Genomic DNA, 21,290 nt, shown 5'->3' with positions numbered 1-21,290 from the left:
GCCGCGTCGACCCGACCCGACCCCACGTGGTCGCGCCCGGCGCGACCGACGGACGACGAGCCTCCAGGCTGTCAAGGAAGGCAACGCAAGCACATGGCTGACGACAACGAGAACGGCGCCGACGAGCCCGAGATCGTGCACGGCGACAGCGGGGACATCGTCGTCTCCGGTGACCGCATCTCGCAGGTCGACCTGCAGCTCGAGATGCAGCGCTCCTACCTCGACTACGCGATGTCCGTCATCGTCGGGCGCGCGCTGCCGGAGGTCCGCGACGGTCTCAAGCCGGTGCACCGCCGCGTGATCTACGCGATGTACGACGGTGGCTACCGTCCGGACCGGGCATTCTCGAAGTGCTCGCGCGTGGTCGGCGACGTGATGGGACAGTTCCACCCGCACGGTGACAGCGCGATCTACGACGCACTGGTCCGTCTCGTGCAGCCGTGGTCGCTGCGCTACCCGCTCGCGCTCGGGCAGGGCAACTTCGGATCTCCCGGCAACGACGGCGCCGCGGCGCCGCGGTACACCGAGACCAAGATGGCCCCGCTCGCTCTCGAGATGGTGCGGGACATCGAGGAAGAGACCGTCGACTTCCAGGACAACTACGACGGTCGGACCCAGGAGCCGGCGATCCTGCCGGCCCGGTTCCCGAACCTGCTCGTCAACGGCTCCGTCGGCATCGCGGTCGGCATGGCGACGAACATCCCGCCGCACAACCTGCGCGAGGTCGCTGCCGGTGCCGTCTGGGCGCTCGAACACCCCGACGCGACGCGTGAAGAGCTCCTCGAGGCCCTGATGCAGCGGATCAAGGGCCCGGACTTCCCCACCGGGGCGCAGATCCTCGGTACCCGGGGGATCGTCGACGCCTACCGGACGGGCCGCGGATCGATCACGATGCGTGCCGTCGTCAGCGTCGAGGAGATCCAGGGCCGCACCTGCCTGGTCGTCACCGAGCTGCCGTACCAGGTCAACCCGGACAACCTGGCGATCAAGATCGCCGAGCTCGTGAAGGACGGTCGTCTCGCCGGCGTCGCCGACATCCGCGACGAGACTTCCGGGCGCACCGGTCAGCGACTGGTCATCGTGCTGAAGCGCGACGCGGTCGCGAAGGTCGTGCTCAACAACCTGTACAAGCACACGCAGTTGCAGGAGAACTTCGGCGCCAACATGCTCGCGATCGTCGACGGTGTCCCGCGCACCCTGGCGCTCGACGGGTTCATCAGCGCGTGGGTCGACCACCAGGTCGAGGTCATCGTCCGCCGCACCCAGTTCCGTCTGCGTGAGGCCGAGAAGCGTGCGCACATCCTGCGCGGTTACCTGGCGGCGCTCGACGCACTGGACGAGGTCATCGCCCTCATCCGTCGCTCGCCCGACGTGGAGGAGGCCCGCAACGGCCTGATGGAGCTGCTCTCCGTCGACGAGATCCAGGCCCGCGCCATCCTCGAACTCCAGCTGCGTCGCCTGGCCGCCCTCGAGCGCCAGAAGATCCACGAGGAGGCCGAGGCCCTCGAGCTGAAGATCGCCGACTTCGAGGACATCCTCGCCCGGCCGGAGCGTCAGCGCTCGATCATCATCGACGAGCTGACCGAGATCGTCGACCGCTTCGGGGACGACCGTCGCACCGAGATCATGCTCGGTTTCGACGGCGACATGAGCATGGAAGACCTCATCCCCGAGGAAGAGGTCGTCGTCACCATCACCCGCGGTGGGTACGTGAAGCGCACCCGCAGCGACCAGTACCGCTCGCAGCACCGCGGCGGCCGTGGTGTCCGCGGCGCTCAGCTCCGCGCGGACGACGTCGTCGAGCACTTCTTCGTCACCACGACGCACCACTGGTTGCTGTTCCTCACCGACCAGGGACGCGTCTACCGGGCGAAGGCGTACGAGCTGCAGGAAGCCGGGCGCGACGCGAAGGGCCAGCACTCGGCGAACCTCCTGGCCCTGCAGCCGGACGAGAAGATCCAGCAGGTCCTCGACATCCGCGACTACGAGGCGGCTCAGTACCTCGTGCTCGCCACCGAGCAGGGCCTCGTGAAGAAGACGGCGCTCACCGACTACGACACGAACCGCACCGGTGGCATCATCGCCATCAACCTGCGCGAGGGCGACAAGCTCCGCTCTGCGCTGCTCGTCGACGAGCACGACGACCTGCTGCTCGTGTCCCGCCACGGGATGTCGCTGCGCTTCACCGCCACGAACGACACCCTGCGTCCGATGGGGCGCTCCACCTCAGGCGTGAAGGGCATGTCCTTCCGCGGGGATGACTCGCTGCTGTCGGCCTCGGTCGTCTCGGACGACGGGTTCGTCTGGGTCATGACGGAGGGTGGCTACGCCAAGCGCACCTCGGTCGACCAGTACCGGATCCAGGGCCGTGGTGGTCTCGGCATCAAGGTGGCGCGTCTGGCCGCCGATCGCGGTGACCTGGTCGGTGCCCTGATCGTCGGCGAGGACGACGAAGTGCTCGTCGTGCTGCAATCGGGCAAGGTGGTAAGGTCTGCCGTGGCCGAGGTCCCAGCCAAGGGCCGGGACACGATGGGGGTCGTCTTCGCGAGGTTCGCGGAGAACGACCGGATCATCGCTGTGGCCCGCAACAGTGAGCGGAACCTGGACGACCAGGAGGACGCCGAGATCGAGCCCGCGGGCCCGGTCGAGACCGTCAGCCCGGACGAAGCGGTCGCCGACGCCGCCGACGCAGAGCTCGTGGAGGAAGTCTCCACCGACGCACTGCCCACCGACGCCGCGCCTGTCGAGGCCGGAGAGGACGAGTCAAGCAATGAGTAGTGTCGCCGAGAAGCTCCAGCGGAAAGCGAAGCGGCCCGTCGGGACTCGTCAGGTCCGACTCCGCCTGGTCTACGTCGACTTCTGGTCGATGGTGAAGCTGTCCTTCCTCATCGCCCTGGCCGGCTCGATCGTGATCGTCGTGGCCACGGCGCTGGTGTGGGTCATCCTCAACCAGACCGGCGTCTTCGACCAGATCGACAGCCTGTTGAAGGACGTCACCGGGCAGAACAGTTACTCGATCATGGACCAGTTCTCGCTGGGCCAGGTCCTCGGGTTCTCGATCGTCGTCGGCATCCTGAACGTCGTCGTGGGGACCGTGCTCGGCGCGATCGTCAGCGTCCTGTACAACCTCAGCGTGCGGATCACGGGCGGCGTGCTCGTGGGCTTCACCAACAACTGACCCGGTCCGGGTGGGCCGACCCGCTCGATTTCGCTCAGGCGCGATCGTGGGGTAGGCTTTCATCCGGTCTGAGGGGCTATAGCTCAGGCGGTTAGAGCGCTTCGCTGATAACGAAGAGGTCCAAGGTTCAAGTCCTTGTAGCCCCACCACAACTCAACTCCCGCGTCGGAACTCTCGACGTTGCGTCCGGTCCGGTCGCTCCGGGGCCTTAGCTCAGTTGGTAGAGCGCTGCCTTTGCAAGGCAGATGTCAGGAGTTCGAATCTCCTAGGCTCCACTCCCTCGGCGTGAGCTCTGCTCCGCTCGTTCCTCGCTCCGCCAGTTGCGGTCGTCGTGCTCCTCCGAGCCGCGGCCCCTGCGGCGCGTGCGTCGTGCGCTGTCCGTCGAGGTTCCGGAATGTGGAGCTCTCGGCGGTCGAGGTGCGCGGATTGTGGAACCTCAGCGACTGGGTCACGGCGTGTTGTGCGACCTCGAGCTCCGACACGACGCACGTCCGGGGGCTCTGCTGGGGCGCCGTGCTCGCTGGGGCGTCGGTCCCCACGTGGTGTCACCCTCGTCGGTCGCGCCCTGGCCGCGCCGTGGTCGCGCGACGTGCCGCGCGCTGTCCGTCGAGGTCCCCGAATGTGCTGCTCTCGGCGCTCGAGCTGCGCGGATTGTGGGACCTCGGCGTCGGGGTGGCGGCGAGTCGTGCGACCTCGGGCGGCTCGGGTCGGGGCCGGCGCCCGGGCCCCGGGAACGACGAAGGGCCCCGGGCCCCGGGAACGACGAAGGGCCCCGGCGCAGTGCCGGGGCCCTTCGAGCGAACCAGGAGGTCAGGCGGCGGGCTTGCCCGCGTTGTCCGCGTCGTCGGCGACCCAGAGGTCGTCGTCAGCGCGGAGCGTCTGGTACGCCGCGTACGCAGCACCCGCGACCGCCACGACACCGACGACGATGAGGGCGACCCCACCGAACCCAATGCCCTTCTTCTGCGGGACGGGAGCCTGCTTGAGGAACTTCCCGCCGCGCTTCTGTGCTTCCTTCACGATCTTCTGCACGCGCGGGTCCTTCGCCAGGTCTCCGACGCTGAGCACGGAGCCGGCGGTGGAGATCAGGCCGGGCACCACCTCGGACTGGAAACGGTGCGAGGCGCTCTGCGCGGCAGAGGTCGCGGCGTGCACGCCCGTTGCGACCGCGGGACGGAGCCCGTTGTCGATCGCGTTCTGCACGCGAGGGGCGAGGTCCTTCCGAGCGGCATCGGCTGCGTGCCCCCGAGCCTCGGCCAGGATGGCGTTCGCGTGCTCCAGGACCTTGCGCTGCTCACCGAGGAGCGTCGCGGTCTTGCCCTTGAGCTTCTTGATCTGCTTCCGGCGCTTACGCGGGATGTCGATCGACATTCGGTACCTCCATGGGTCGACGTGACCCCATACTGCCACCCGAGCGCCTGACAGGTCACGGAACCCCGGCTGTGCGTCCCGTGCACATCCAGCGGCACATGCGAGAATCGGGTCATGTCTCTGCACACCGCTGTCGCAACGATCCACACCAACAAGGGCGACATCCGCGTCAACCTGTTCGGCAACCACGCACCGAAGACCGTCCAGAACTTCGTCGGTCTCGCGACCGGCACCCAGGAGTGGACGCACCCCGGCACCGGCAAGGTGTCGACCGACAAGCTCTACGACGGTGTCGTCTTCCACCGCATCATCAAGGACTTCATGATCCAGGGCGGCGACCCGCTCGGCCAGGGCATCGGCGGCCCGGGCTACCGCTTCGACGACGAGATCTCCCCGGAGCTCACCTTCCAGAACCCCTACATCTTCGCCATGGCGAACGCCGGCCTCCAGGGTGGCCGTGGCACCAACGGCTCGCAGTTCTTCATCACCACGGTGGCGACCCCCTGGCTGCAGGGCAAGCACACCATCTTCGGTGAGGTCGCCGACAACGAGTCCCGTGCCGTCGTCGACGCGATCGAGGGCGTCCCGACCGACGGTCGTGACAAGCCCGTCGAGGACGTCGTCATCCAGAGCATCGACGTCGAGGACGTCTGAACCGAGTGACCGACTCCACCTCGGCTTCGTCCAACACCTGTTACCGGCACCCGGACCGGCCGAGCTTCGTGCTCTGCCAACGCTGCGGGCGGACCATCTGCCCGGAGTGCCAGACGCCGGCAGCGGTCGGGGTGCACTGCCCCGAGTGCGTGCGTGAGCAGCGGGCGAAGTTCACCGAGAACCGTCGCGCGTCCGGTCCGAGCAGCCTGACGGTCGCTCGGCGCCGGTTCGCGATGCTCGACCAGAAGGCGACGGTCGTCCTGGTCGCCGTGTCGGTGGCCGTGTGGCTGCTCGACCAGGTGACCGGCGGGTTCCTGAGCCAGTGGCTGGCGTACAACTCGGCGCTGCTCCCGACGCAGCCGTGGCGCATCGTGACCGTGCTCTTCGTGCACTCGACGTTCCTGCACCTCGCCTTCAACATGTGGGCGCTGTTCATCTTCGGTCGGATGCTCGAGAACTTGCTCGGGACGTGGCGGTTCCTGGCGCTGTTCTGCATCGCCGGGGTCGGCGGCTCGGTGCTCGTCACCTTCCTGGCACCCGGTACCTGGGTCGTCGGGGCGTCCGGCGCGATCTTCGGGTTGTTCGCGGCGTTCTTCGTCCTGCAGCGCAGCCTCGGCAACAACGCCGTGTCGCTCCTGGTCGTGATCGGCCTGAACCTGGTGATCGGTTTCCTGCCCGGCACGAACATCTCGTGGCAGGCGCACGTCGGTGGCATCATCGCCGGCTTCGTCACCGGGTTCGTGTTCGCCCGGACGCGCAACGTCCGGCAGCGGGGCCTGCAGGTGACGCTGCTCGGACTGGAGGCCGTGGTCGCCATCGCGCTCTGCTTCGTCGGGTACGCGGTCACCACCGGCTGACGCCTCAGCGCACGCCAGCCTGACGGCTTCATAGAACGCCCCACCGATCGCTTTCGGTGGGGCGTTCTGCATTGGCGACCGACCCATCGGTCGGACGGTGGAGGGAAGCGCGCGTCAGTTCTCCACACCTGCCGCCCGAGTTCTCCACACCTGGGGACAACATCGTGAGTTACACCGGTGTGATTATCCCCACTGTGGAGGAGCCTGTGGAAAACCAGGCATCAGGGGTGGGGACAGTTGTGTGGAGAACCGCACGATCTGTGGACAACGCGCCCTGGGCCTCCTGGCCGGCGTTGCGGGGCGCCCGCAGGTTGTGGAAAGACGACGACGCCCGTCGCACCAGGAGCGGTGCGACGGGCGTCGAGGAAGTGGGGAGCAGGCGGTCAGCGCCACCGCGTCGTCATCAGGAAGCCAACGAACATGATGCCGAAGCCGATCAGGATGTTCCACGAGTTCAGCGACGGGACCGGCAGCGTGCCGCCGGAGACGTAGAAGACGATGACCCACGCGAGTCCGATCAGCATGAAGCCGAACATCACGGGCTTGAACCAGACGGGGTTCGGCTGGTCCCCCGCGGTGTCGACCGAGTCGGCTCGGGTCGTCCGGGCGGGCTTGGTGCGGTCCTTGTCCATGGCCATGGCCGGTATCCTACCGTCACCATGCGTGCGTTCCCGCCCCGTCGGACGGGACTCACATCACACACGAGTACGGTGGACGGCCCATGACCAAGATCCTCGTCGTCGACAACTACGACAGCTTCGTGTACACCCTGAACGGCTACGTGCAGCAGCTCGGGGCGGACACCGACGTCGTCCGCAACGACGCGTTCCCGGTGGAGGAGATCGCCGACCGCATCGCCGAGTACGACGGTGTGCTGCTGTCTCCCGGCCCCGGCACCCCGGCCGACGCCGGCGTCTCGATCCCGACCGTGCGGGCGGCCATCGCCGCTGACAAGCCCCTGCTGGGCGTCTGCCTCGGACACCAGGCGATCGCGGAGGCTCTCGGAGCCACGGTCACCCACGCCGACGAACTCATGCACGGCAAGACGTCACAGGTCGACCACGACGACAGCGTGCTCTTCGCCGGCGTCCCGCACCCCTTCACGGCCACGCGGTACCACTCGCTGGCGATCGTCGACGGCACGGTGCCCGACGAACTGACGATCACGGCCCGGACCGCGGGCGGCGTCATCATGGGCGTCCAGCACCGCGGCGCACCGGTCTACGGCGTGCAGTTCCACCCGGAGTCCGTCCTGACCGAGGGCGGGTACCGGATGGTGGGCAACTGGCTCGAGACGGCCGGGCTCAGCGGCGCAGCCGAGCGCGCAGTCGGTCTCGGCCCGCTCATCTCCGGACGCTGATCTCCGGATCCCCGGATCCCCGGATCCCCGGATTGACCTGACGCAGGCGCAGGCGCAGAGGACGCTCCCAGCCGTCAGCCGTCGTCGCCCTGGTTCAGGGTCGCGCCGCCGCCGGTCGTACCGCCGTTGTCCGCTCCAGGGTCGGAGGGGGCCGCCGGCTGTCGCGACGGCTGCCGCTGCGGCTGGGCGGTGCCGGCGCAGTAGGTCAGCGTGACGCTGCTGCCCTGGGCGACGTCGCTCGCGGGGACGCTCTGCTGGGTCACCGTGGTGCCCGTGCAGGCGTACGTCGGCGCCGGCTGCACGGTGAGCCCGAGGCCGGCGAGGGTCGAACGGGCCGTGTCGAACGGCTGCTGCGTGACGTCCGGCAGCTGGACCTTGCCGTTGGACACGACGAGGTTCACGACCGAGCCCTTCGCCTGGGTGCCGCCCGACGCCGGGTCACTGCTCAGGACCGTGCCCTCGGGAACCGTCGGCGAGTAGTCCGAGCTGACCGCTCCGACCGAGAAGCCGGCGGACTCGAGGGCCTTCGTCGCAGCGTCCTGCGTCTGCGACTGGACGTCGGGGACCGCGATCTGCTCCGGCCCCGTCGAGACGACGATGCGGATGTCCTGGTCCCGCGCCACCGAGGTACCGGAACCCGGGACCGTCCGGATGACGTCGTCCTCGTCCACGTCGTCGGACGGTTCGTCGTCGCGGACTGCCTTGAGACCCCGTCGTTCGAGTGTCGCCTGGGCCTCGTCGAAGGTATGGCCGGAGACGCTCGGGACCTTGATCGAGGAGCTCACCGGAGGCTTGCCCGGCTCGAGGTTCGCGACGAAGTAGGCCACCCCGGCGATGACGGCGATGGTCAGGACGATGCCGAGCCAGATCCAGGCGACCGGTGGACGGTTCTGGGTCCGCTGGGGACGGCGCTCCTGCGTGTCGTCGAGCTCGCGGAACGTGACGTCGGCAGTGGCGGCGGCGCGGGGGTTGACCCCGAACAGCAGTGCGGCGTCGTCCGCGGCGGCGGCCGCGAGCTTCTTCTTCGAGATCGGGACGTGGCCGGCGGCCGCCTGCTGCAGGTCCCGGCGGAACTCGGCGGCGTTCTGGAACCGGCGGGTGCGGTCCTTCACGAGGGCGTGCAGCGTGACGGCGTCGAGGGCCGGTGACACCGTCGACGTGAGGGTCGACGGTGCGACGGGCTGCTCGCTGACGTGCTGGTAGGCAACGGCCACGGGCGATGCGCCCCGGAAGGGCGGGTGCCCGGTGAGGAGCTCGAACAGCACGATGCCGGTCGAGTACAGGTCGGTGCGGGCGTCGACGACCTCGCCGCGGGCCTGCTCCGGCGAGAAGTACGACGCGGTGCCGAGGATCGACGTGGTCTGCGCCACCGTGGCCGAGGTGTCGGTGATGGCGCGCGCGATGCCGAAGTCCATCACCTTGACCTGGCCCGAGTGGGTGATCATGACGTTGGCGGGCTTGATGTCGCGGTGCACGACGCCGGCGCGGTGGGAGAACTCGAGCGCGGTGAGGATGCCCTCGACGATGCGCGCGGCCTCTTCCTGCACGACCGGGCCCTCGGCGACGATCTCGCTCAGCGGGCGACCTTCGACGTACTCCATGACGATGAAGGGGACCTGCACCTCGGCGCCGGAGTTCTCGCGCACGGTCTCTTCACCGGCGTCGTAGACCCGGACGATCGTCGGGTGCGCCATACGGGCTGCGGCCTGGGCCTCCTGCCGGAAGCGCGTGCGGAACGCCGGGTCGTTGGCGAGGCTCGGCTTGAGCAGCTTCACGGCCACTCGCCGGCCCAGTCGCGTGTCGGTGCCGACGTGCACGGTGGCCATGCCGCCGCGTCCGATGACGTCACCGATCTCGTACCGGTTGGCGAGGAGCGTGATCCCCGCGGTCACACCTTCAGGCACGTACTCCTCCGAATGTCCGTCCGGGCAAGTGTACGGCAGGGGTCTCTGGGGGGAGGCTGGCTGACCGCGCTCCGCGGGCAACCGTTACCGGAACGTGGCGGGGCCCCGACACGTTCCGTGTCGGGGCCCCGGGCGGTGGTGCGTGTGGCGCGTCAGTCCTGCGGCGTCGCCGTCGAGGACGGTGCGTCCGTGGGCTCCACCGGTGCGACCCATGTGGCCGTGGCCGGGTCGGAGCTGCTCGACGCGGCGAGGTTCCCGCACGTGACGGTGTACGACAGGGTGACGTCGTCGCCGGCCTGGTCCGCCTGGATGTCGACCGAGGTCTCCGAGGTGTCGCCGCTCGTCGCGCCGCTGGAGTCCTTGCCGCCGGAGACCGTCCACGAGTACTTCGAGACGGTGTACCCGGTCGGGCAGGTGGCGGTCGACCAGCTGAACCGCACCGCTCCGGTGGCGGAGACCGCGCCGGCGCTCGGAGTGTTCGGCTTGTTCACCGACGGCGGCGCGGTGAACTCGCGCAGGGTGATGAGCGCGCCGTCCGACAGGCTGCCGGTGGGGCTGATCGACTGCACGGTGTTCGCCTGCTCGGCGTTCTCGGCCGGGTCGCCGTCCTGCACCTGGACCGCGAAGCCCATGCTCTGCAGTTCGGTCTGGACCTGGTCCGTCGCCCGCCCGACGTAGTCGGCCGGGTTGATCGTCGTGCGGGTGTCGGACGGGGTGGCCGACGGTTCCTGGCTCGGCGTCTGCGACCTCGTCGGCCGCGGAGCGCTGCTCTGGGTCTGTGACGGCTTCGGGTCCGGGTCGCCGTTCGCGAAGACGAGCACACCGATCACGATCGCCGCGATGAGCACGACCGCGCCGACGAGCCACCAGATCCAGGCGCGGCTCTTCTTCTCTTCGGTGTCGTCCTCGGGGCCGGCGGGGCTGCGCGGCGCACCGCCACCGACGATCGGTGCGTTGGCCTGGGTGCCGATGAGGGCAGTGGCTGCGTCGTTGCCGGGGGGCGGGTTGAACGCCACCGTCCCGGCACCGCCGATCGCCGGTACCGCCACGGTCGCCGCGGCGACGTCTCCGCGACGGAGGGCCTGGGCAGCGCGGGCGAGGTTGGCCGCGGTCGCCGGCCGGTCAACGGGCTTCTTCGCGATGCAGGACATCACGAGGGCCGCCACCGGCTCCGGGACGGTCCCCGGGAGCGCCGGCGGCTGGTCGTTGATGTGCGCCATCGCGATGGCGACCTGCGATTCACCCGTGAAGGGTCGCCGACCTGCCAGGCACTCGTACGCGACGATGCCGAGCGAGTAGACGTCCGTGGACGGGGACGCCGGGTGGCCGCTCGCCTGTTCGGGCGAGAGGTACTGGACGGTGCCCATGACCTGGCCCGTCGCGGTGAGCGGCACCTGGTCGGCGATGCGTGCGATCCCGAAGTCGGTGATCTTGACGCGGCCGTCCGGGGTGATGAGCAGGTTGCCCGGCTTGATGTCACGGTGCACCAGGCCGACCGCGTGCGCTGCCTGCAGGGCGTTCGCGGTCTGGGCGACGATGTCGAGGACCTTGTCGACGGGCAGGGTGTGCTCGCGCTCGATCATCGTCGACAGTGCTTCGCCGGGGACGAGCTCCATCACGAGGTAGGCGCTGCCGTCTTCCTCGCCGTAGTCGAACACGTTGGCGATGCCCTCGTGGTTGACGAGTGCGGCGTGCCGGGCCTCGGCGCGGAAGCGCTCCAGGAACCCGGGGTCGCCGAGGTACTCGTCCTTGAGGATCTTCAGGGCGACGGTGCGCCCGATGACGAGGTCAGTCGCCTGCCACACCTCTCCCATGCCGCCGATGGCGACTCGGGAGGAGAGCTGGTACCGCCCACCGAAGGTGAGTCCGCTGGTGGGTCTCATTTGTTCAGCACCGCCTCCATGACCTTCTTCGCGACGGGAGCCGCGACCGTGTTGCCGACTCCGGACTGCCCGAGCCCGCCGCCGTTCCCGACGACCACGGCGACCGCGACCTCGGGGTCCTTGGCCGGGGCGAAGCCCGTGAACCAGAGTGTGTAGGGATCGCCCGTGCCGCCCTCGGCCGTCCCGGTCTTGCCGGCGACGTCGACACCGTCGATCTTCGCATTCGTTCCGGTCCCCGCGTTGACGACGCTCTGCATCGCCTCGGTCAGGTCGGAAGCCGCGTCGGACGACAGCGGGGCGCTGAACTGCTTCGGCGAGAACGAGTCGACGGTCTTGAGGTCGCTCGTCTCGATCGACTCCACGAGCGACGGCTGCATGACGCGGCCGCCGTTCGCGATGCCGGCGGACACCATCGCCATCTGCAGCGGGGTGACGCGGTCGCTGGCCTGACCGAACGAGCTGAGCATGAGCTCGGCCGTCGACTCGGGCTCCGGGTACTGGCTCGGGGTCGCCGAGGTCGGGACGTCGATGACGCTGCCGAAGCCGTACTCGTCCGCGGTCTTCTTGATGGCCTGGTACCCGAGCTTCCGACCGAGTTCGGCGAAGGGGATGTTGCACGAGTACTGGATCGCGACGCGGAGCTTCACCTCGTCGCCACCACCGCAGCTGCCGCCCTCGGCGTTGTTGATCCGTGAGCTGCTGCCCGGCAGGGTCAGGGTCGACGGGTTCGGGAGCGTCGAGTCGAGCGTGTAGTCCCCGCTCGCCAGTGCCGCGGAGGCGACCACGAGCTTGAACACCGATCCGGGTGTGTACAGGTCGCCCGCGATGGCACGGTTCGCCAGCGGCTTCGACGCGTCGGACTCGAGCGCCTGGTAGCGCGCGATGACGTCCTTGGTGTCGTGCGACGTGAGCGTGTTCGGGTCGTAGCCCGGCTTCGACACCATCGCCAGGATCTTGCCGGTCTTCGGCTGGATCGCGACGACCGCACCCGTGTTCGCACCGAGGGCGTCGTACGCGGCCTGCTGCACGTCGGGGTCGATCGTCAGGTTGACGTTGTCGCCCTGGACGTCCTGGCCGGTGAGGATCGCGTTGAGGTTCTGGAAGAACGAGTCGTCGCTGTTGCCGGACAGCACGGCGTTCTCTGCGCTCTCGATGCCGGAGTTGCCCTGGCCGATCGTGAAGTGGCCGGTGACGGCCGAGTAGAGCTCGCCGTTGTTGTACTTGCGCTGGTACTGGTACTGGTCGTCGACCGCGGTGGACTCGGCGATCGGCTTCCCGTCGACGAGGATCGCACCGCGCTTGGTCGAGTAACTGTCCAGGATGGTTCGGGAGTTCCGGCTGTCGGCGCGGAGCGAGTCCGCCGCGAAGAACTGGATGGACGTCGTCGACACGAAGAGTGCGACGAACATGAGCACGACGACGGTCGAGACGCCGCGGAGTTGGCGGTTCACCGGCGCTCCTTCCTGGACCGGCCACGGCCGGTGTTGCCCCGCTCCGAGAACGCACCCTGTTGGATGCGCTGTTCGGCGGGGATCGAGTCGGTCAGGCGCAGCAGCATCGCCGCGATGATCCAGTTCGCCACGAGGGACGAACCACCCGCCGCCATGAACGGCGTGGTGAGTCCGGTGACCGGGATGATCCGGGTGATGCCGCCGACGACGACGAAGACCTGCAGGGCGATCGTGAAGCCGAACCCGATGCCGAGCAGCTTGCCGAAGTCGTCCTGCGCCATGAACCCGACCCGGATGCCCCGGGAGACCAGGACGACGAACAGACCGAGGACCGCGAAGACGCCGATCAGACCGAGCTCTTCACCGATCGAGGCGATGATGTAGTCGGCGTTGGCGACCGGCGTGATGTACGGACGGCCCTGCCCCAGGCCGGTGCCCGTGATGCCGCCGTTGGCGAAGCCGAACAGGCCCTGCACGAGCTGGTAGCTGCCCTGCGTCTGCCGCAGGAATATCTGCTGGTCGAACGGGTCGAGCCACTGCTCGAACCGGCCCTGGACGTAGACCAGGACGCTCGCCGCGACGAGGGCGCCGCCGACGAAGAGGACGAGGCCGATCACGACCCAGCTGAGCCGGGCGGTCGCGACGTAGATCATCACGAGGAACAGGCCGAAGTACAGCAGCGCCGTGCCGAGGTCGCGCTGGAACACCAGCACGCTCATCGCCACACCCCAGATGATGAGGATCGGGCCCAGGTCTCGGGCGCGCGGGAACGTCATGCCGAGGAACTTCCGGCCGACGATCGACAGGCTGTCCCGCGCGGTGACCAGGTAGCCGGCGAAGAACAGCGCCATCGTGATCTTCGCGAGCTCGCCCGGCTGGAACGAGAACGGTCCGATCCGGATCCAGACCCGAGCGCCGCCGATGTTCGTGCCGATGCCGGGCAGCATCGGCAGCAGGAGCAGCACGATCGTGAGCAGCATGAAGATGTACCGGTAGCGCTGCAGGAACCGGTGGTTGCGCACGAGCAGGATCGTCGCGATCGCGAACACCATCGCGAGCAGCGTCCAGGCGATCTGCTTCACGCCGATCGCCGCCCAGCCCTCGACGCCGTTGTGGATGTCGATCCGGTAGATCTCGGCGATGCCGATGCCGTTCAGCACGAGCGCGACCGGGAGGATGAACGGGTCGGCGTTCTTCGCGACGATCCGCAGGATGACGTGCATCACCAGCGCGAGGCCGAGGATCGAGGCCGCGGTCCAGAGCACCGAGGTGTCGAAGACCCGGCCCTTGGTCCCGAGCTGCACGAGCACCATGGCCCCCGCGCAGATGCCGCACGCGATGACGAGCAGCACGAGCTCGAGGTTCCGCGCGCGGGCCGGCTCCCGGAGCTTGATCGTGATCGCCTGGGTCAACGAGGGTGCGGTCGTGGCGCTCATCGTGCGCTCCTCGACGGAGAGGGTGACGGGGTGCGGGGCGTCGCGGACCCGGAGGGGGAGGCGGACGGTGACGACGTCGGGGAGTCGGCCGAGCCTCCCGTCCCGCTCTGGTCCTGGCCGGTGGCGGCGGCGGTGCGCAGGCGCTCGACGATCGCCCGCGCGTCCTGCAGCGAGGTCGCGTTGATCGTCGACCGGACGTTCTCACGCGTGTAGTCGGGCAGTTCGGTCAGCGCGATGTCGGTGTCCTCGTAGACATCGGACAGCGCGATCGGACCGATCGACTGCTGGACGCCCTTGTAGATCGCGACCGAACCGCGGTCCGTACCCACGTAGTAGTGGTCCTGCACGATGCGGTAGCCGAGGAAGAGTGCGCCGACGAGGGCCAGGATCGCGACGACGAGCGCGATCGACCACGAGACGCGGCGTCGGACCCGTCGGCGGCGGTCCTCGGCGATGAGTTCGGCGAAGTACTGGTCCGACTCGGGCTCGAAGTGCGAGTCCTCCGGAGCACTCGAGACCTTGAGCGGGTGGAGCAGGATGGTGGGGAGCCGGATCGGCTTGCGGCCGGTCGACGCCTCGAAGGTGAGGGGGGCTGCGGCCGAACCGACCGTCGTGGCCGCGTCGTCGTCGTCGCCCGGCTCGGAGTCGGTGACGTCGAGCACGACGACCGTGACGTTGTCGGGCGCACCGTGGTCGAGCGTCTCCTTGACCAGGCGCTGCGTCACCTGGTTGGCGTCCATGGTCGACGCGAGCGCGTGCCGGATGCGCTCTTCCGCCAGGTACGACGACAGCCCGTCGGAGCACAGCAGCCACCGGTCGCCCGGGCGGATGTCCATGATCGCGGTGTCGACTTCCGGTGCGGCGTCGACGTCCCCGAGCACGCGCATCAGGACCGAGCGGCGGGGGTGCACGGCGGCCTCTTCGGGCGTGATGCGGCCGCTGTCGACGAGCCGCTGCACGAACGTGTGGTCGGCGGTGATCTGCTGCAGCTCGCCGTCACGCCAGCGGTAGATGCGCGAGTCGCCGATGTGGGCGATCGCCAGCTGGTCGCCGACCCGGATCATGGCGCTCACCGTGGTGCCCATGCCGGTCAGTTCCTGGTGTTCGAACACCGTCTCGGTGATGAGCTGGTTCGCGGCGATCAGTGCCGACTGCAGCGCGAACTCGGCGTCGTGCGCGGACGGGAACTCGCGGTCGACCTCGCGGATCCGCCGGATCGCGATGGCGGAGGCGACGTCGCCGCCGGCGTGCCCGCCCATGCCGTCGGCCACCGCGAACAGGTGCTGCCCGGCGTAGCCGGAGTCCTGGTTGTTCGCGCGGATGCGTCCCACGTGGGACACAGCGGCGCTCAGCGTGCGAGCCGTCATCCCGGGACTACCGCCGCAGCTCGAACGTCGTCGTCCCGATGGTGATCGGGGTGCGTTCCGCCACGGTGGTGGGGACGGTGACCTTCTGGCCGCCCACGAAGGTGCCGTTGGTCGATCCGAGGTCGGTCAGCACCCAGGCGCCGCCCTGCAGGTCGAGCCGGGCGTGGTTCGTGGAGGTGTAGTCGTCGCGGATCACGACGTTGCTCTCGCTGGAGCGTCCGATCGTGATGGGGCCGCCGCCGAGGGGCATCTCCATGCCCTCACGAGCACCTTCGGTGATGACGAGACGGGTGGCGACCGCTCCCGCGGGGGAGGCCGTCGGGGCACTGGCCTGGCCGATCAGCTCCGTGAAGGCGCTGGGTGACGCCCCGGAGGCTGCGGCTGCGGTCCCGGCACCGGCCGGCATCGGCGGGGTGGTCGGTGTCGACGGGCCGGCCTTGGGATCGGTCGGGATCGCACGGACGCGTTGACCGAAGAGGTCGCTGCGCAGCGCGAAGACGATCACGAAGACGAACAGCCACAGCACCGCGAGGAACGCGAAGCGCAGGACGAGCAGGGTCAGGCCCGTGGTCATCGCGCACCTCCGTCGTTCTCCGGGATCACCCGGAACACCATACGGGTCCGACCGATCTCGATGGTCGAATCCGGCTCGAGGATCGCCTGACTGAAGCGCTCACCGTTGAGTTTCGACCCGTTCGTGGACCCGAGGTCGTTCACCTGGGCGTGCTTGCCGTCCCACAGGACCTCGACGTGCTTGCGGCTCGTGCCGGTGTCGGCGACCGTGATGTCGGCGTCCGTGCCGCGGCCGATGACGGTGCGGCCGCGCTGGAGACGGTGGCGCTGCGAGCCGATGTCGAGGACCGCGACCCAGGCGACGTCACGCTGCACCGTCGTCGAGTCGATCTCGAGGATGCCGGTGGAGAGGGTGCCGTCCTGCTGCAGGCGGATGGTGACGGGGCCGGAGAACGAGTAGTTCTGCGCAACCGCGTGCTGCTGCACCCGCTGCGTGAGCTCGTCGATGAGCGGCCGCCCGACGTCGTTCATCCGGGTGTGGTCCGGCGGAGCGAGCCGCACCGTGAACTCGTTCGGTACGAGGATGCGCTCGCGGGAGACCACGGCAGCCTTGGTGTCGAGTTCACGCCGCAGTGCCGCGGTGATCTCGACCGGCTGCACACCGGAGCGGAAGGTCTTCGCGAACGCGCCGTTGACGGCGCGCTCCAACCCTCGCTCGAAGTTGTCCAGTAAGCCCATGGTCCCCACGTTCTCGGTCGCTGACCTCTGCATGGTAGTGGTTGGCTCCGGGCACCGTCTGTGCATGGTAGTGTTCTCGTCGCTGGCGCGAGTGGCGGAATTGGTAGACGCGCACGGTTCAGGTCCGTGTGCTGGAAACGGCGTGGGGGTTCAAGTCCCCCCTCGCGCACCAGGGCTCTCCGATGGAGAGCAGCACGACGAAGGCCCCGATCGAGAGATCGGGGCCTTCGTCGTTCGCGGCGGCGGGTCGGTCGTTCGCGGCGGCTGGTCGTCGCGCGCCGTGGGCGCTGCCGTCACGCGCCGAGCGCGGCCGCGACCTCCCGCGCCGTACCCGCCGGGTGGAGTGCGTGGTCCTGCGACTCGGGGACGACCACGAGCCTCCCGGTCGGCAGGAGTTCCGCGAGCCGGTCGGTCGCGGTCACCAGGAACGGCCAGGTCCGCCCACCCCGCAGGACGGTCACCGGCATCGACACGGCCGCCATCGCGGGGGAGGGCACCGGCGTCTCGGCGGTGATCGTCGCGTCGTACACGGTCGACTGCGCGACGGCGACGAGGGCAGGCCACATCGGTGCATGCCGGATCTGTTCGATGACCTCGTCGGGCAGGCCCACTGCCTCGCGCTGGAAGAGGACGACAGTGTCCTCGGGTCGCCCGGCGTCGACGTGCGCCTGCAATCGGTCCACCAGGTCCGGGGCCTGCGGTGGGCGGGAGTCGTCGAACGCGAAGGGCGGCTCGGAGAGGAAGAGGTGGTCGACCTCGAGTCCACCGGCCGCCGCACGGAGGGCCAGGACGGCGCCCGAGGAGTGCCCGAGCACGGCACGGACGCCGCCGGCGGCCGCGGTGACGGCGATGAGGTCCTCGACCTCATGTGCGGGCGCGTACGGCCGGGTGTCCCCGGATCCGCCGCGGGCACGGCGGTCCAGGACCACACCCCGGAGGCCCGCCTCGGCGAGGGCGTGCGCGAGCGGTCGGGCGGCGTCGGCGGTGCTGAACGCCCCGCCGACCACGACGACTCCGGGGGCGTCGGACGGGCCGACGGCCTCCCATGCGATGGAGGTGCCGTCGGCGGAGTGGACCTGCTGCATGGCGGCAGTCAACACCCGCCCGTCGCCCGGCGGAAGAGGCGTGCCCGCCGGTCAGACGGTGACGCTCCCGAGGACACGATGGGCGATCGAGATCGACTCGCCGGACACGACCGACAGCGGGGAGGACAGGAACGCGACCAGGTCGGCGATCTGCTGCGGGCTGGACTGCCCGCCGGCACCCGGTCGGACCTCGGCGTCGGGCTGGTCGGTCACGGTGCCCGGGTTGACGACGTTGACGGTCACGCCGGTGCCCGCGGTCTCGTCGGCCAGGTTCTTCGCGATCACGTTCGTCGCCGCGTTGCGCAGTGAGGTCGTGATGTTCCCCGAGAGGTAGGCGTTCTGTCCGCTGACGACGACGACGCGGCCGAAACCGGCCTGGCGCTGCGCGGGCAGGACGGCGTTCGCCACGCGGAGGAACCCGAGGGCCTTGCCGTCGACGGCCGCGGTGACCTGGTCCGGGTCGGAGCGGCGCTCGGGGTCGAGGGTGTTCGCCGCCGGGGCCGCGGTGACCACGAGGACGTCGATGCGCGCGTGGTCCTCGAGCACGCGGGCGACGGCGCTGTCGACCGATGCCTGGTCGGCGGTGTCCATCGCGACGCTTCCCGGGGCGTCGGCGGTGCGGGAGGCGACGACGACGGTGGCACCCTCCTGGCGGAGGCGGTCGACGACGGCCGTGCCGATGTACCCCTTCCCGCCGACGACGAGTGCGACACGGTCCTGCAGCTGGAGATCCACGTCGTGGACGGTACGCCGGTGCCCGTTCAGGTGCCGGACGGGAGGCCCGTGGCGGGCCCGCCCCGCGCCTCCCGTCCGGCGCCGTGTGCGCCCACGTGCGCGGTCAGTGCGCCCGCAGTGCGTCGGCGAGGACGTCCTGGATGCTCCGCGGCTCGCGGCCGAGGAGGTCGGCGAGCGTCGGGTCGACCGTGGCGAACTCGCCGTCACGCGCGGCGGCGAAGAACCCGGTCATCATCGGGGTGAACGCCTCGGGGAGCCCGCCGGCGACGAGTGCTGCGCGGTACTCGTCCTCGTCGACCACGGTCCGGGTGACGTTGCGACCCGTGACCTGCGAGACGATCTCGGCGAGCTCGTCCATGTCGAGCGCCCGGGACGCGGTGAGCGGCGGGGTGGTGCCGTGCAGGCGGTCGGGGTCGGTCAGGGCGATCGCGGCGGCGACGGCCAGGTCCGCCTGCGCGGTCCAGGCGACCGGGCCGTCGGCGGGCAGGCGGAGCTCGCCGGTCCGGAGGCCGGCGCCGAGCATGAAGGGTGCGCTGGAGGCGTGGAAGCCGTTGCGGAGGGACGTGGTGGTGATGCCGGTGGCCGCCAGGTCCTGCTCGGTGGCGGCGTGCTGCCGGGCCGGACCGAAGTGGGAGTCCGGCGAGGTCGCCATGTGTGCCGTGTAGACGATGTGCTCCGCACCGGCGGTGACCGCTGCCTCGACGGCGGCGCGGTGCGGCTCGGGGTCGGCCGGCCCGGAGACGATGAGCACCCGGCTGGCGTCCGCGAACGCCGTGGGGAGCGTGGCGGGCTCGGTGAAGTCACCCCGTCGGACCTGCACGCCCTGGTCGGCGAGCCGACGTGCGGCGTCCGACCGCGGGTCGCGGACGCTGACGGCGACCTCCTGGGCGGGGACGTGTCCGAGGAGGTGGGCGACGACTGCCCCGCCGAGCTGTCCGGTGGCTCCGGTGACGATGATCATGGCTGCTCCGATCGTGTTTCCAGTGGTAACACGAGGAAAGTATCATTGGAAACGCCATGACGGAAGCGGCGATACCACCGCCTCGGTAGCATCGGAACCATGAGCCCCGCACCGGACCCGCGCACCCGCATCGTCACCGCGGCCGCACGCCTGCTCGCCGAGGACGGTGCCGCCGCGGTCACCACCCGGAGCGTCGCGCTCGCCGCCGGTGTCCAGGCGCCGGCGATCTACCGGCTCTTCGGTGACAAGGACGGCCTGCTCGACGCGGTCGCCGAGCACGTCCTGGCGGACTTCGTCGCCGCGAAGACCGAGCACGCGGCCGCCGAGGCCGACGGTGGCGGGGACCCCGTCGCGGACCTCCGCGACTCGTGGCGGGTGCAGGTGGCCTTCGGGCTCGCCAACCCCGCGCTGTTCCGTCTGCTCTACGCCTCGGACCGCGACGACGACTCCCCGGCGGTCGCTGCCGGACTGGACGTGCTCCGCGCGCGGGTGCACCGGGTCGCCGCCGCCGGACGCCTCCGCGTGCCCGAGGAGCAGGCGGTCTCGATGATCCGCGCAGCCGGCGCCGGGTCGATGCTGACGATGCTCGCCGGCGGCGCACCGGAGGGCGGCTCGCCCGGCGACGGGTCGCTGCCCGAGCTGATGCTCGACACGGTCCTGGCAGCGATCGTCACCGACCCGCCGACCTGGGCGGACGGCGAGGATGCCGACGGGGGATCGGTGCCCCTCGGCGCGCTGCAGGCCGTGCGTGCCGCCGCCCCCGCGCTCCCCGGCCTGACCGCCCCCGAGCGGGCGTTGCTGCAGGAGTGGCTCGGACGGGCGACCACCGCCTCCTGACCGGCGGGCACGCCGCGCCCGTCCGCGTGATCTGAACACTCCGGACGGCCGTCCAGCGACGCCCGCCGACCATGACCCCCTGCACGACGACCTTCGTCCAGGGAGTGACATGAGCGATCAACAGCAGCAACCCCCCGGTTCCGAGCAGGCGATGGGACCGAAGCCGGACCACGGCGAGACCAGCTACAAGGGATCCGGCAAGCTTGCCGGCAAGAAGGCCGTGATCACCGGCGGTGACAGCGGTATCGGCAAGGCGGTCGCGATCGCCTTCGCCCGCGAGGGTGCCGACGTCCTGATCTCCTACCTGCCCGAAGAGGAAGAGGACGCGCAGGAGACCAAGCACTGGATCGAGGACGCCGGTCGCAAGGCCGTGCTCTTCCCCGGTGACGTCAGTGACCCGGCCTACTGCCGCAGCATCATCGACACCGCGGTGTCCGAGCTCGGCGGCATCGACGTGCTGGTGAACAACGCCGCGTACCAGATGACCCACGAGACGCTCGAGGAGATCACCGACGAGGAGTGGGACCACACCCTCGCGACGAACCTCAGCGCCTACTTCCACCTCGTCAAGGCAGCACTGCCGCACCTGCAGTCGGGCGCCTCGATCATCGGCACGAGCTCGGTGAACTCCGACAACCCGGTGCCGACCCTGCTGCCGTACGACGTGACCAAGGCCGGCATCGCCAACTTCTCGGCCGCGCTCGCGCAGCTCGTCGGGGAGCGCGGCATCCGCGTGAACAGCGTCGCGCCCGGCCCCATCTGGACGCCGCTGATCCCCTCGACGATGCCCGCCGAGCAGGTCGAACAGTTCGGCACCCAGACACCCCTCGGTCGCGCCGGACAGCCGGCAGAGCTGGCCCCGGTGTACGTCCTGCTCGCGAGCGACGACGGCAGCTACGTCTCCGGTGCGCGCATCGCGGTCACCGGCGGCACGCCGATCCTCTGACCCGTCCACCCGAA

The 21,290-nt window shown here is 69.8% G+C and carries 19 protein-coding genes and 3 tRNA genes; 10 read left to right on the top strand and 12 right to left on the bottom strand.

Annotated elements, in window-relative coordinates:
* Positions 1 to 93 precede the first annotated feature (93 nt).
* From gyrA to DEJ24_RS01705, 4 genes are all read left to right on the top strand, one after another.
* Positions 94 to 2,778 (top strand): DNA gyrase subunit A, encoded by a 2,685-nt coding sequence (gyrA, locus tag DEJ24_RS01720; protein ID WP_258374484.1) that lies wholly within the window; start codon positions 94 to 96, stop codon positions 2,776 to 2,778.
* A complete protein-coding gene (locus tag DEJ24_RS01715; RefSeq protein WP_110902908.1) occupies positions 2,771 to 3,178 on the top strand; it encodes a DUF3566 domain-containing protein in 408 nt (135 codons plus the stop codon). The genes gyrA and DEJ24_RS01715 overlap by 8 nt, the downstream gene beginning before the upstream one ends.
* A gap of 72 nt (positions 3,179 to 3,250) precedes the next feature.
* Positions 3,251 to 3,327, top strand: a tRNA-Ile gene (locus DEJ24_RS01710).
* A gap of 53 nt (positions 3,328 to 3,380) precedes the next feature.
* Positions 3,381 to 3,453 (top strand) — tRNA-Ala (locus DEJ24_RS01705).
* A gap of 535 nt (positions 3,454 to 3,988) precedes the next feature.
* Here the strand turns inward: DEJ24_RS01705 and DEJ24_RS01700 are convergent.
* Positions 3,989 to 4,549, bottom strand: a complete 561-nt coding sequence (locus DEJ24_RS01700) for a hypothetical protein (protein ID WP_110902910.1) — start codon at positions 4,547 to 4,549, stop codon at positions 3,989 to 3,991.
* Positions 4,550 to 4,663: 114 nt separating this feature from the next.
* Between DEJ24_RS01700 and DEJ24_RS01695 the strand changes: the two genes are divergently transcribed.
* Both DEJ24_RS01695 and DEJ24_RS01690 read left to right on the top strand, forming a co-directional pair.
* Positions 4,664 to 5,203, top strand: coding sequence for a peptidylprolyl isomerase (locus tag DEJ24_RS01695; RefSeq protein WP_111077006.1), 540 nt, complete (start codon positions 4,664 to 4,666; stop codon positions 5,201 to 5,203).
* A 5-nt stretch (positions 5,204 to 5,208) separates the two neighbouring features.
* The gene (locus tag DEJ24_RS01690; RefSeq protein ID WP_111077005.1) at positions 5,209 to 6,060 is read left to right on the top strand and encodes a rhomboid family intramembrane serine protease; all 852 of its coding nucleotides are present in this window, start codon (positions 5,209 to 5,211) and stop codon (positions 6,058 to 6,060) included.
* A gap of 383 nt (positions 6,061 to 6,443) precedes the next feature.
* On the opposite strand, the gene DEJ24_RS01685 is transcribed toward DEJ24_RS01690, so the two are convergent.
* On the bottom strand, positions 6,444 to 6,698 hold the full coding sequence (locus DEJ24_RS01685; protein ID WP_110902913.1) for a cell division protein CrgA: 255 nt from the start codon (positions 6,696 to 6,698) through the stop codon (positions 6,444 to 6,446).
* Between the two features lie 83 nt (positions 6,699 to 6,781).
* Here DEJ24_RS01685 and DEJ24_RS01680 point away from each other — a divergent pair, with 83 nt between their 5' ends.
* Entirely contained in the window at positions 6,782 to 7,420 is a 639-nt protein-coding gene (locus tag DEJ24_RS01680) for an aminodeoxychorismate/anthranilate synthase component II (protein ID WP_111077004.1), read from the top strand.
* A 74-nt stretch (positions 7,421 to 7,494) separates the two neighbouring features.
* Here DEJ24_RS01680 and pknB read toward each other — a convergent pair whose 3' ends face one another.
* From pknB to DEJ24_RS01645, 7 genes are all read right to left on the bottom strand, one after another.
* Positions 7,495 to 9,324, bottom strand: coding sequence for a Stk1 family PASTA domain-containing Ser/Thr kinase (gene pknB, locus DEJ24_RS01675; protein ID WP_258374639.1), 1,830 nt, complete (start codon positions 9,322 to 9,324; stop codon positions 7,495 to 7,497).
* Positions 9,325 to 9,476: 152 nt separating this feature from the next.
* Positions 9,477 to 11,207 (bottom strand): protein kinase, encoded by a 1,731-nt coding sequence (locus DEJ24_RS01670; protein WP_111077002.1) that lies wholly within the window; start codon positions 11,205 to 11,207, stop codon positions 9,477 to 9,479.
* A complete protein-coding gene (locus DEJ24_RS01665; protein WP_111077001.1) occupies positions 11,204 to 12,658 on the bottom strand; it encodes a penicillin-binding protein 2 in 1,455 nt (484 codons plus the stop codon). Before DEJ24_RS01665 ends, DEJ24_RS01670 begins: the two co-directional genes overlap by 4 nt.
* Positions 12,655 to 14,094: an FtsW/RodA/SpoVE family cell cycle protein gene (locus tag DEJ24_RS01660; RefSeq protein ID WP_111077000.1), complete on the bottom strand. Its 1,440-nt coding sequence runs from the start codon at positions 14,092 to 14,094 to the stop codon at positions 12,655 to 12,657. The genes DEJ24_RS01665 and DEJ24_RS01660 overlap by 4 nt, the downstream gene beginning before the upstream one ends.
* On the bottom strand, positions 14,091 to 15,461 hold the full coding sequence (locus DEJ24_RS01655; RefSeq protein ID WP_110902919.1) for a Stp1/IreP family PP2C-type Ser/Thr phosphatase: 1,371 nt from the start codon (positions 15,459 to 15,461) through the stop codon (positions 14,091 to 14,093). The genes DEJ24_RS01660 and DEJ24_RS01655 overlap by 4 nt, the downstream gene beginning before the upstream one ends.
* 7 nt (positions 15,462 to 15,468) lie before the next feature.
* Positions 15,469 to 16,035, bottom strand: coding sequence for an FHA domain-containing protein (locus DEJ24_RS01650; protein ID WP_111076999.1), 567 nt, complete (start codon positions 16,033 to 16,035; stop codon positions 15,469 to 15,471).
* Positions 16,032 to 16,712, bottom strand: coding sequence for a DUF3662 and FHA domain-containing protein (locus DEJ24_RS01645; RefSeq protein WP_110902921.1), 681 nt, complete (start codon positions 16,710 to 16,712; stop codon positions 16,032 to 16,034). The genes DEJ24_RS01650 and DEJ24_RS01645 overlap by 4 nt, the downstream gene beginning before the upstream one ends.
* An 85-nt stretch (positions 16,713 to 16,797) precedes the next feature.
* Between DEJ24_RS01645 and DEJ24_RS01640 the strand changes: the two genes are divergently transcribed.
* Positions 16,798 to 16,884, top strand: a tRNA-Leu gene (locus DEJ24_RS01640).
* A gap of 121 nt (positions 16,885 to 17,005) precedes the next feature.
* Here the strand turns inward: DEJ24_RS01640 and DEJ24_RS01635 are convergent.
* The 3 genes from DEJ24_RS01635 to DEJ24_RS01625 form a co-directional block, all read right to left on the bottom strand.
* A complete protein-coding gene (locus tag DEJ24_RS01635; RefSeq protein ID WP_111076998.1) occupies positions 17,006 to 17,797 on the bottom strand; it encodes an alpha/beta fold hydrolase in 792 nt (263 codons plus the stop codon).
* A gap of 51 nt (positions 17,798 to 17,848) precedes the next feature.
* Positions 17,849 to 18,532, bottom strand: a complete 684-nt coding sequence (locus DEJ24_RS01630; protein ID WP_111076997.1) for an SDR family NAD(P)-dependent oxidoreductase — start codon at positions 18,530 to 18,532, stop codon at positions 17,849 to 17,851.
* A 103-nt stretch (positions 18,533 to 18,635) separates the two neighbouring features.
* A complete protein-coding gene (locus DEJ24_RS01625) occupies positions 18,636 to 19,493 on the bottom strand; it encodes an NmrA family NAD(P)-binding protein (protein WP_111076996.1) in 858 nt (285 codons plus the stop codon).
* A 99-nt stretch (positions 19,494 to 19,592) separates the two neighbouring features.
* Here DEJ24_RS01625 and DEJ24_RS01620 point away from each other — a divergent pair, with 99 nt between their 5' ends.
* Both DEJ24_RS01620 and DEJ24_RS01615 read left to right on the top strand, forming a co-directional pair.
* On the top strand, positions 19,593 to 20,330 hold the full coding sequence (locus DEJ24_RS01620) for a TetR/AcrR family transcriptional regulator (RefSeq protein WP_111076995.1): 738 nt from the start codon (positions 19,593 to 19,595) through the stop codon (positions 20,328 to 20,330).
* 109 nt (positions 20,331 to 20,439) lie between these two features.
* Complete coding sequence (locus DEJ24_RS01615) at positions 20,440 to 21,276, top strand: SDR family oxidoreductase (protein ID WP_111043639.1); 837 nt, start codon at positions 20,440 to 20,442, stop codon at positions 21,274 to 21,276.
* The last annotated feature ends 14 nt before the right edge of the window (positions 21,277 to 21,290 follow it).

The organism is Curtobacterium sp. MCPF17_001, from assembly GCF_003234615.1.
Classification (GTDB): Bacteria; Actinomycetota; Actinomycetes; order Actinomycetales; family Microbacteriaceae; genus Curtobacterium.
The sequence above is the reverse complement of the archived record's forward strand: the minus strand, read 5'-3'. Positions and strand labels throughout refer to the sequence as shown.

What these genes read in the sequence shown, in the direction of transcription:
- DEJ24_RS01660 (WP_111077000.1), bottom strand. Translation starts at nt 14,094, where the DNA reads ATGAGCGCCACGACCGCACCCTCGTTGACCCAGGCGATCACGATCAAG.
- DEJ24_RS01715 (WP_110902908.1), top strand. Translation starts at nt 2,771, where the DNA reads ATGAGTAGTGTCGCCGAGAAGCTCCAGCGGAAAGCGAAGCGGCCCGTC.
- DEJ24_RS01670 (WP_111077002.1), bottom strand. Translation starts at nt 11,207, where the DNA reads ATGAGACCCACCAGCGGACTCACCTTCGGTGGGCGGTACCAGCTCTCC.
- DEJ24_RS01645 (WP_110902921.1), bottom strand. Translation starts at nt 16,712, where the DNA reads ATGGGCTTACTGGACAACTTCGAGCGAGGGTTGGAGCGCGCCGTCAAC.
- DEJ24_RS01625 (WP_111076996.1), bottom strand. Translation starts at nt 19,493, where the DNA reads ATGATCATCGTCACCGGAGCCACCGGACAGCTCGGCGGGGCAGTCGTC.
- DEJ24_RS01620 (WP_111076995.1), top strand. Translation starts at nt 19,593, where the DNA reads ATGAGCCCCGCACCGGACCCGCGCACCCGCATCGTCACCGCGGCCGCA.
- DEJ24_RS01650 (WP_111076999.1), bottom strand. Translation starts at nt 16,035, where the DNA reads ATGACCACGGGCCTGACCCTGCTCGTCCTGCGCTTCGCGTTCCTCGCG.
- DEJ24_RS01680 (WP_111077004.1), top strand. Translation starts at nt 6,782, where the DNA reads ATGACCAAGATCCTCGTCGTCGACAACTACGACAGCTTCGTGTACACC.
- DEJ24_RS01615 (WP_111043639.1), top strand. Translation starts at nt 20,440, where the DNA reads ATGAGCGATCAACAGCAGCAACCCCCCGGTTCCGAGCAGGCGATGGGA.
- DEJ24_RS01655 (WP_110902919.1), bottom strand. Translation starts at nt 15,461, where the DNA reads ATGACGGCTCGCACGCTGAGCGCCGCTGTGTCCCACGTGGGACGCATC.
- gyrA (WP_258374484.1), top strand. Translation starts at nt 94, where the DNA reads ATGGCTGACGACAACGAGAACGGCGCCGACGAGCCCGAGATCGTGCAC.
- DEJ24_RS01685 (WP_110902913.1), bottom strand. Translation starts at nt 6,698, where the DNA reads ATGGCCATGGACAAGGACCGCACCAAGCCCGCCCGGACGACCCGAGCC.
- DEJ24_RS01695 (WP_111077006.1), top strand. Translation starts at nt 4,664, where the DNA reads ATGTCTCTGCACACCGCTGTCGCAACGATCCACACCAACAAGGGCGAC.
- DEJ24_RS01700 (WP_110902910.1), bottom strand. Translation starts at nt 4,549, where the DNA reads ATGTCGATCGACATCCCGCGTAAGCGCCGGAAGCAGATCAAGAAGCTC.
- DEJ24_RS01635 (WP_111076998.1), bottom strand. Translation starts at nt 17,797, where the DNA reads ATGCAGCAGGTCCACTCCGCCGACGGCACCTCCATCGCATGGGAGGCC.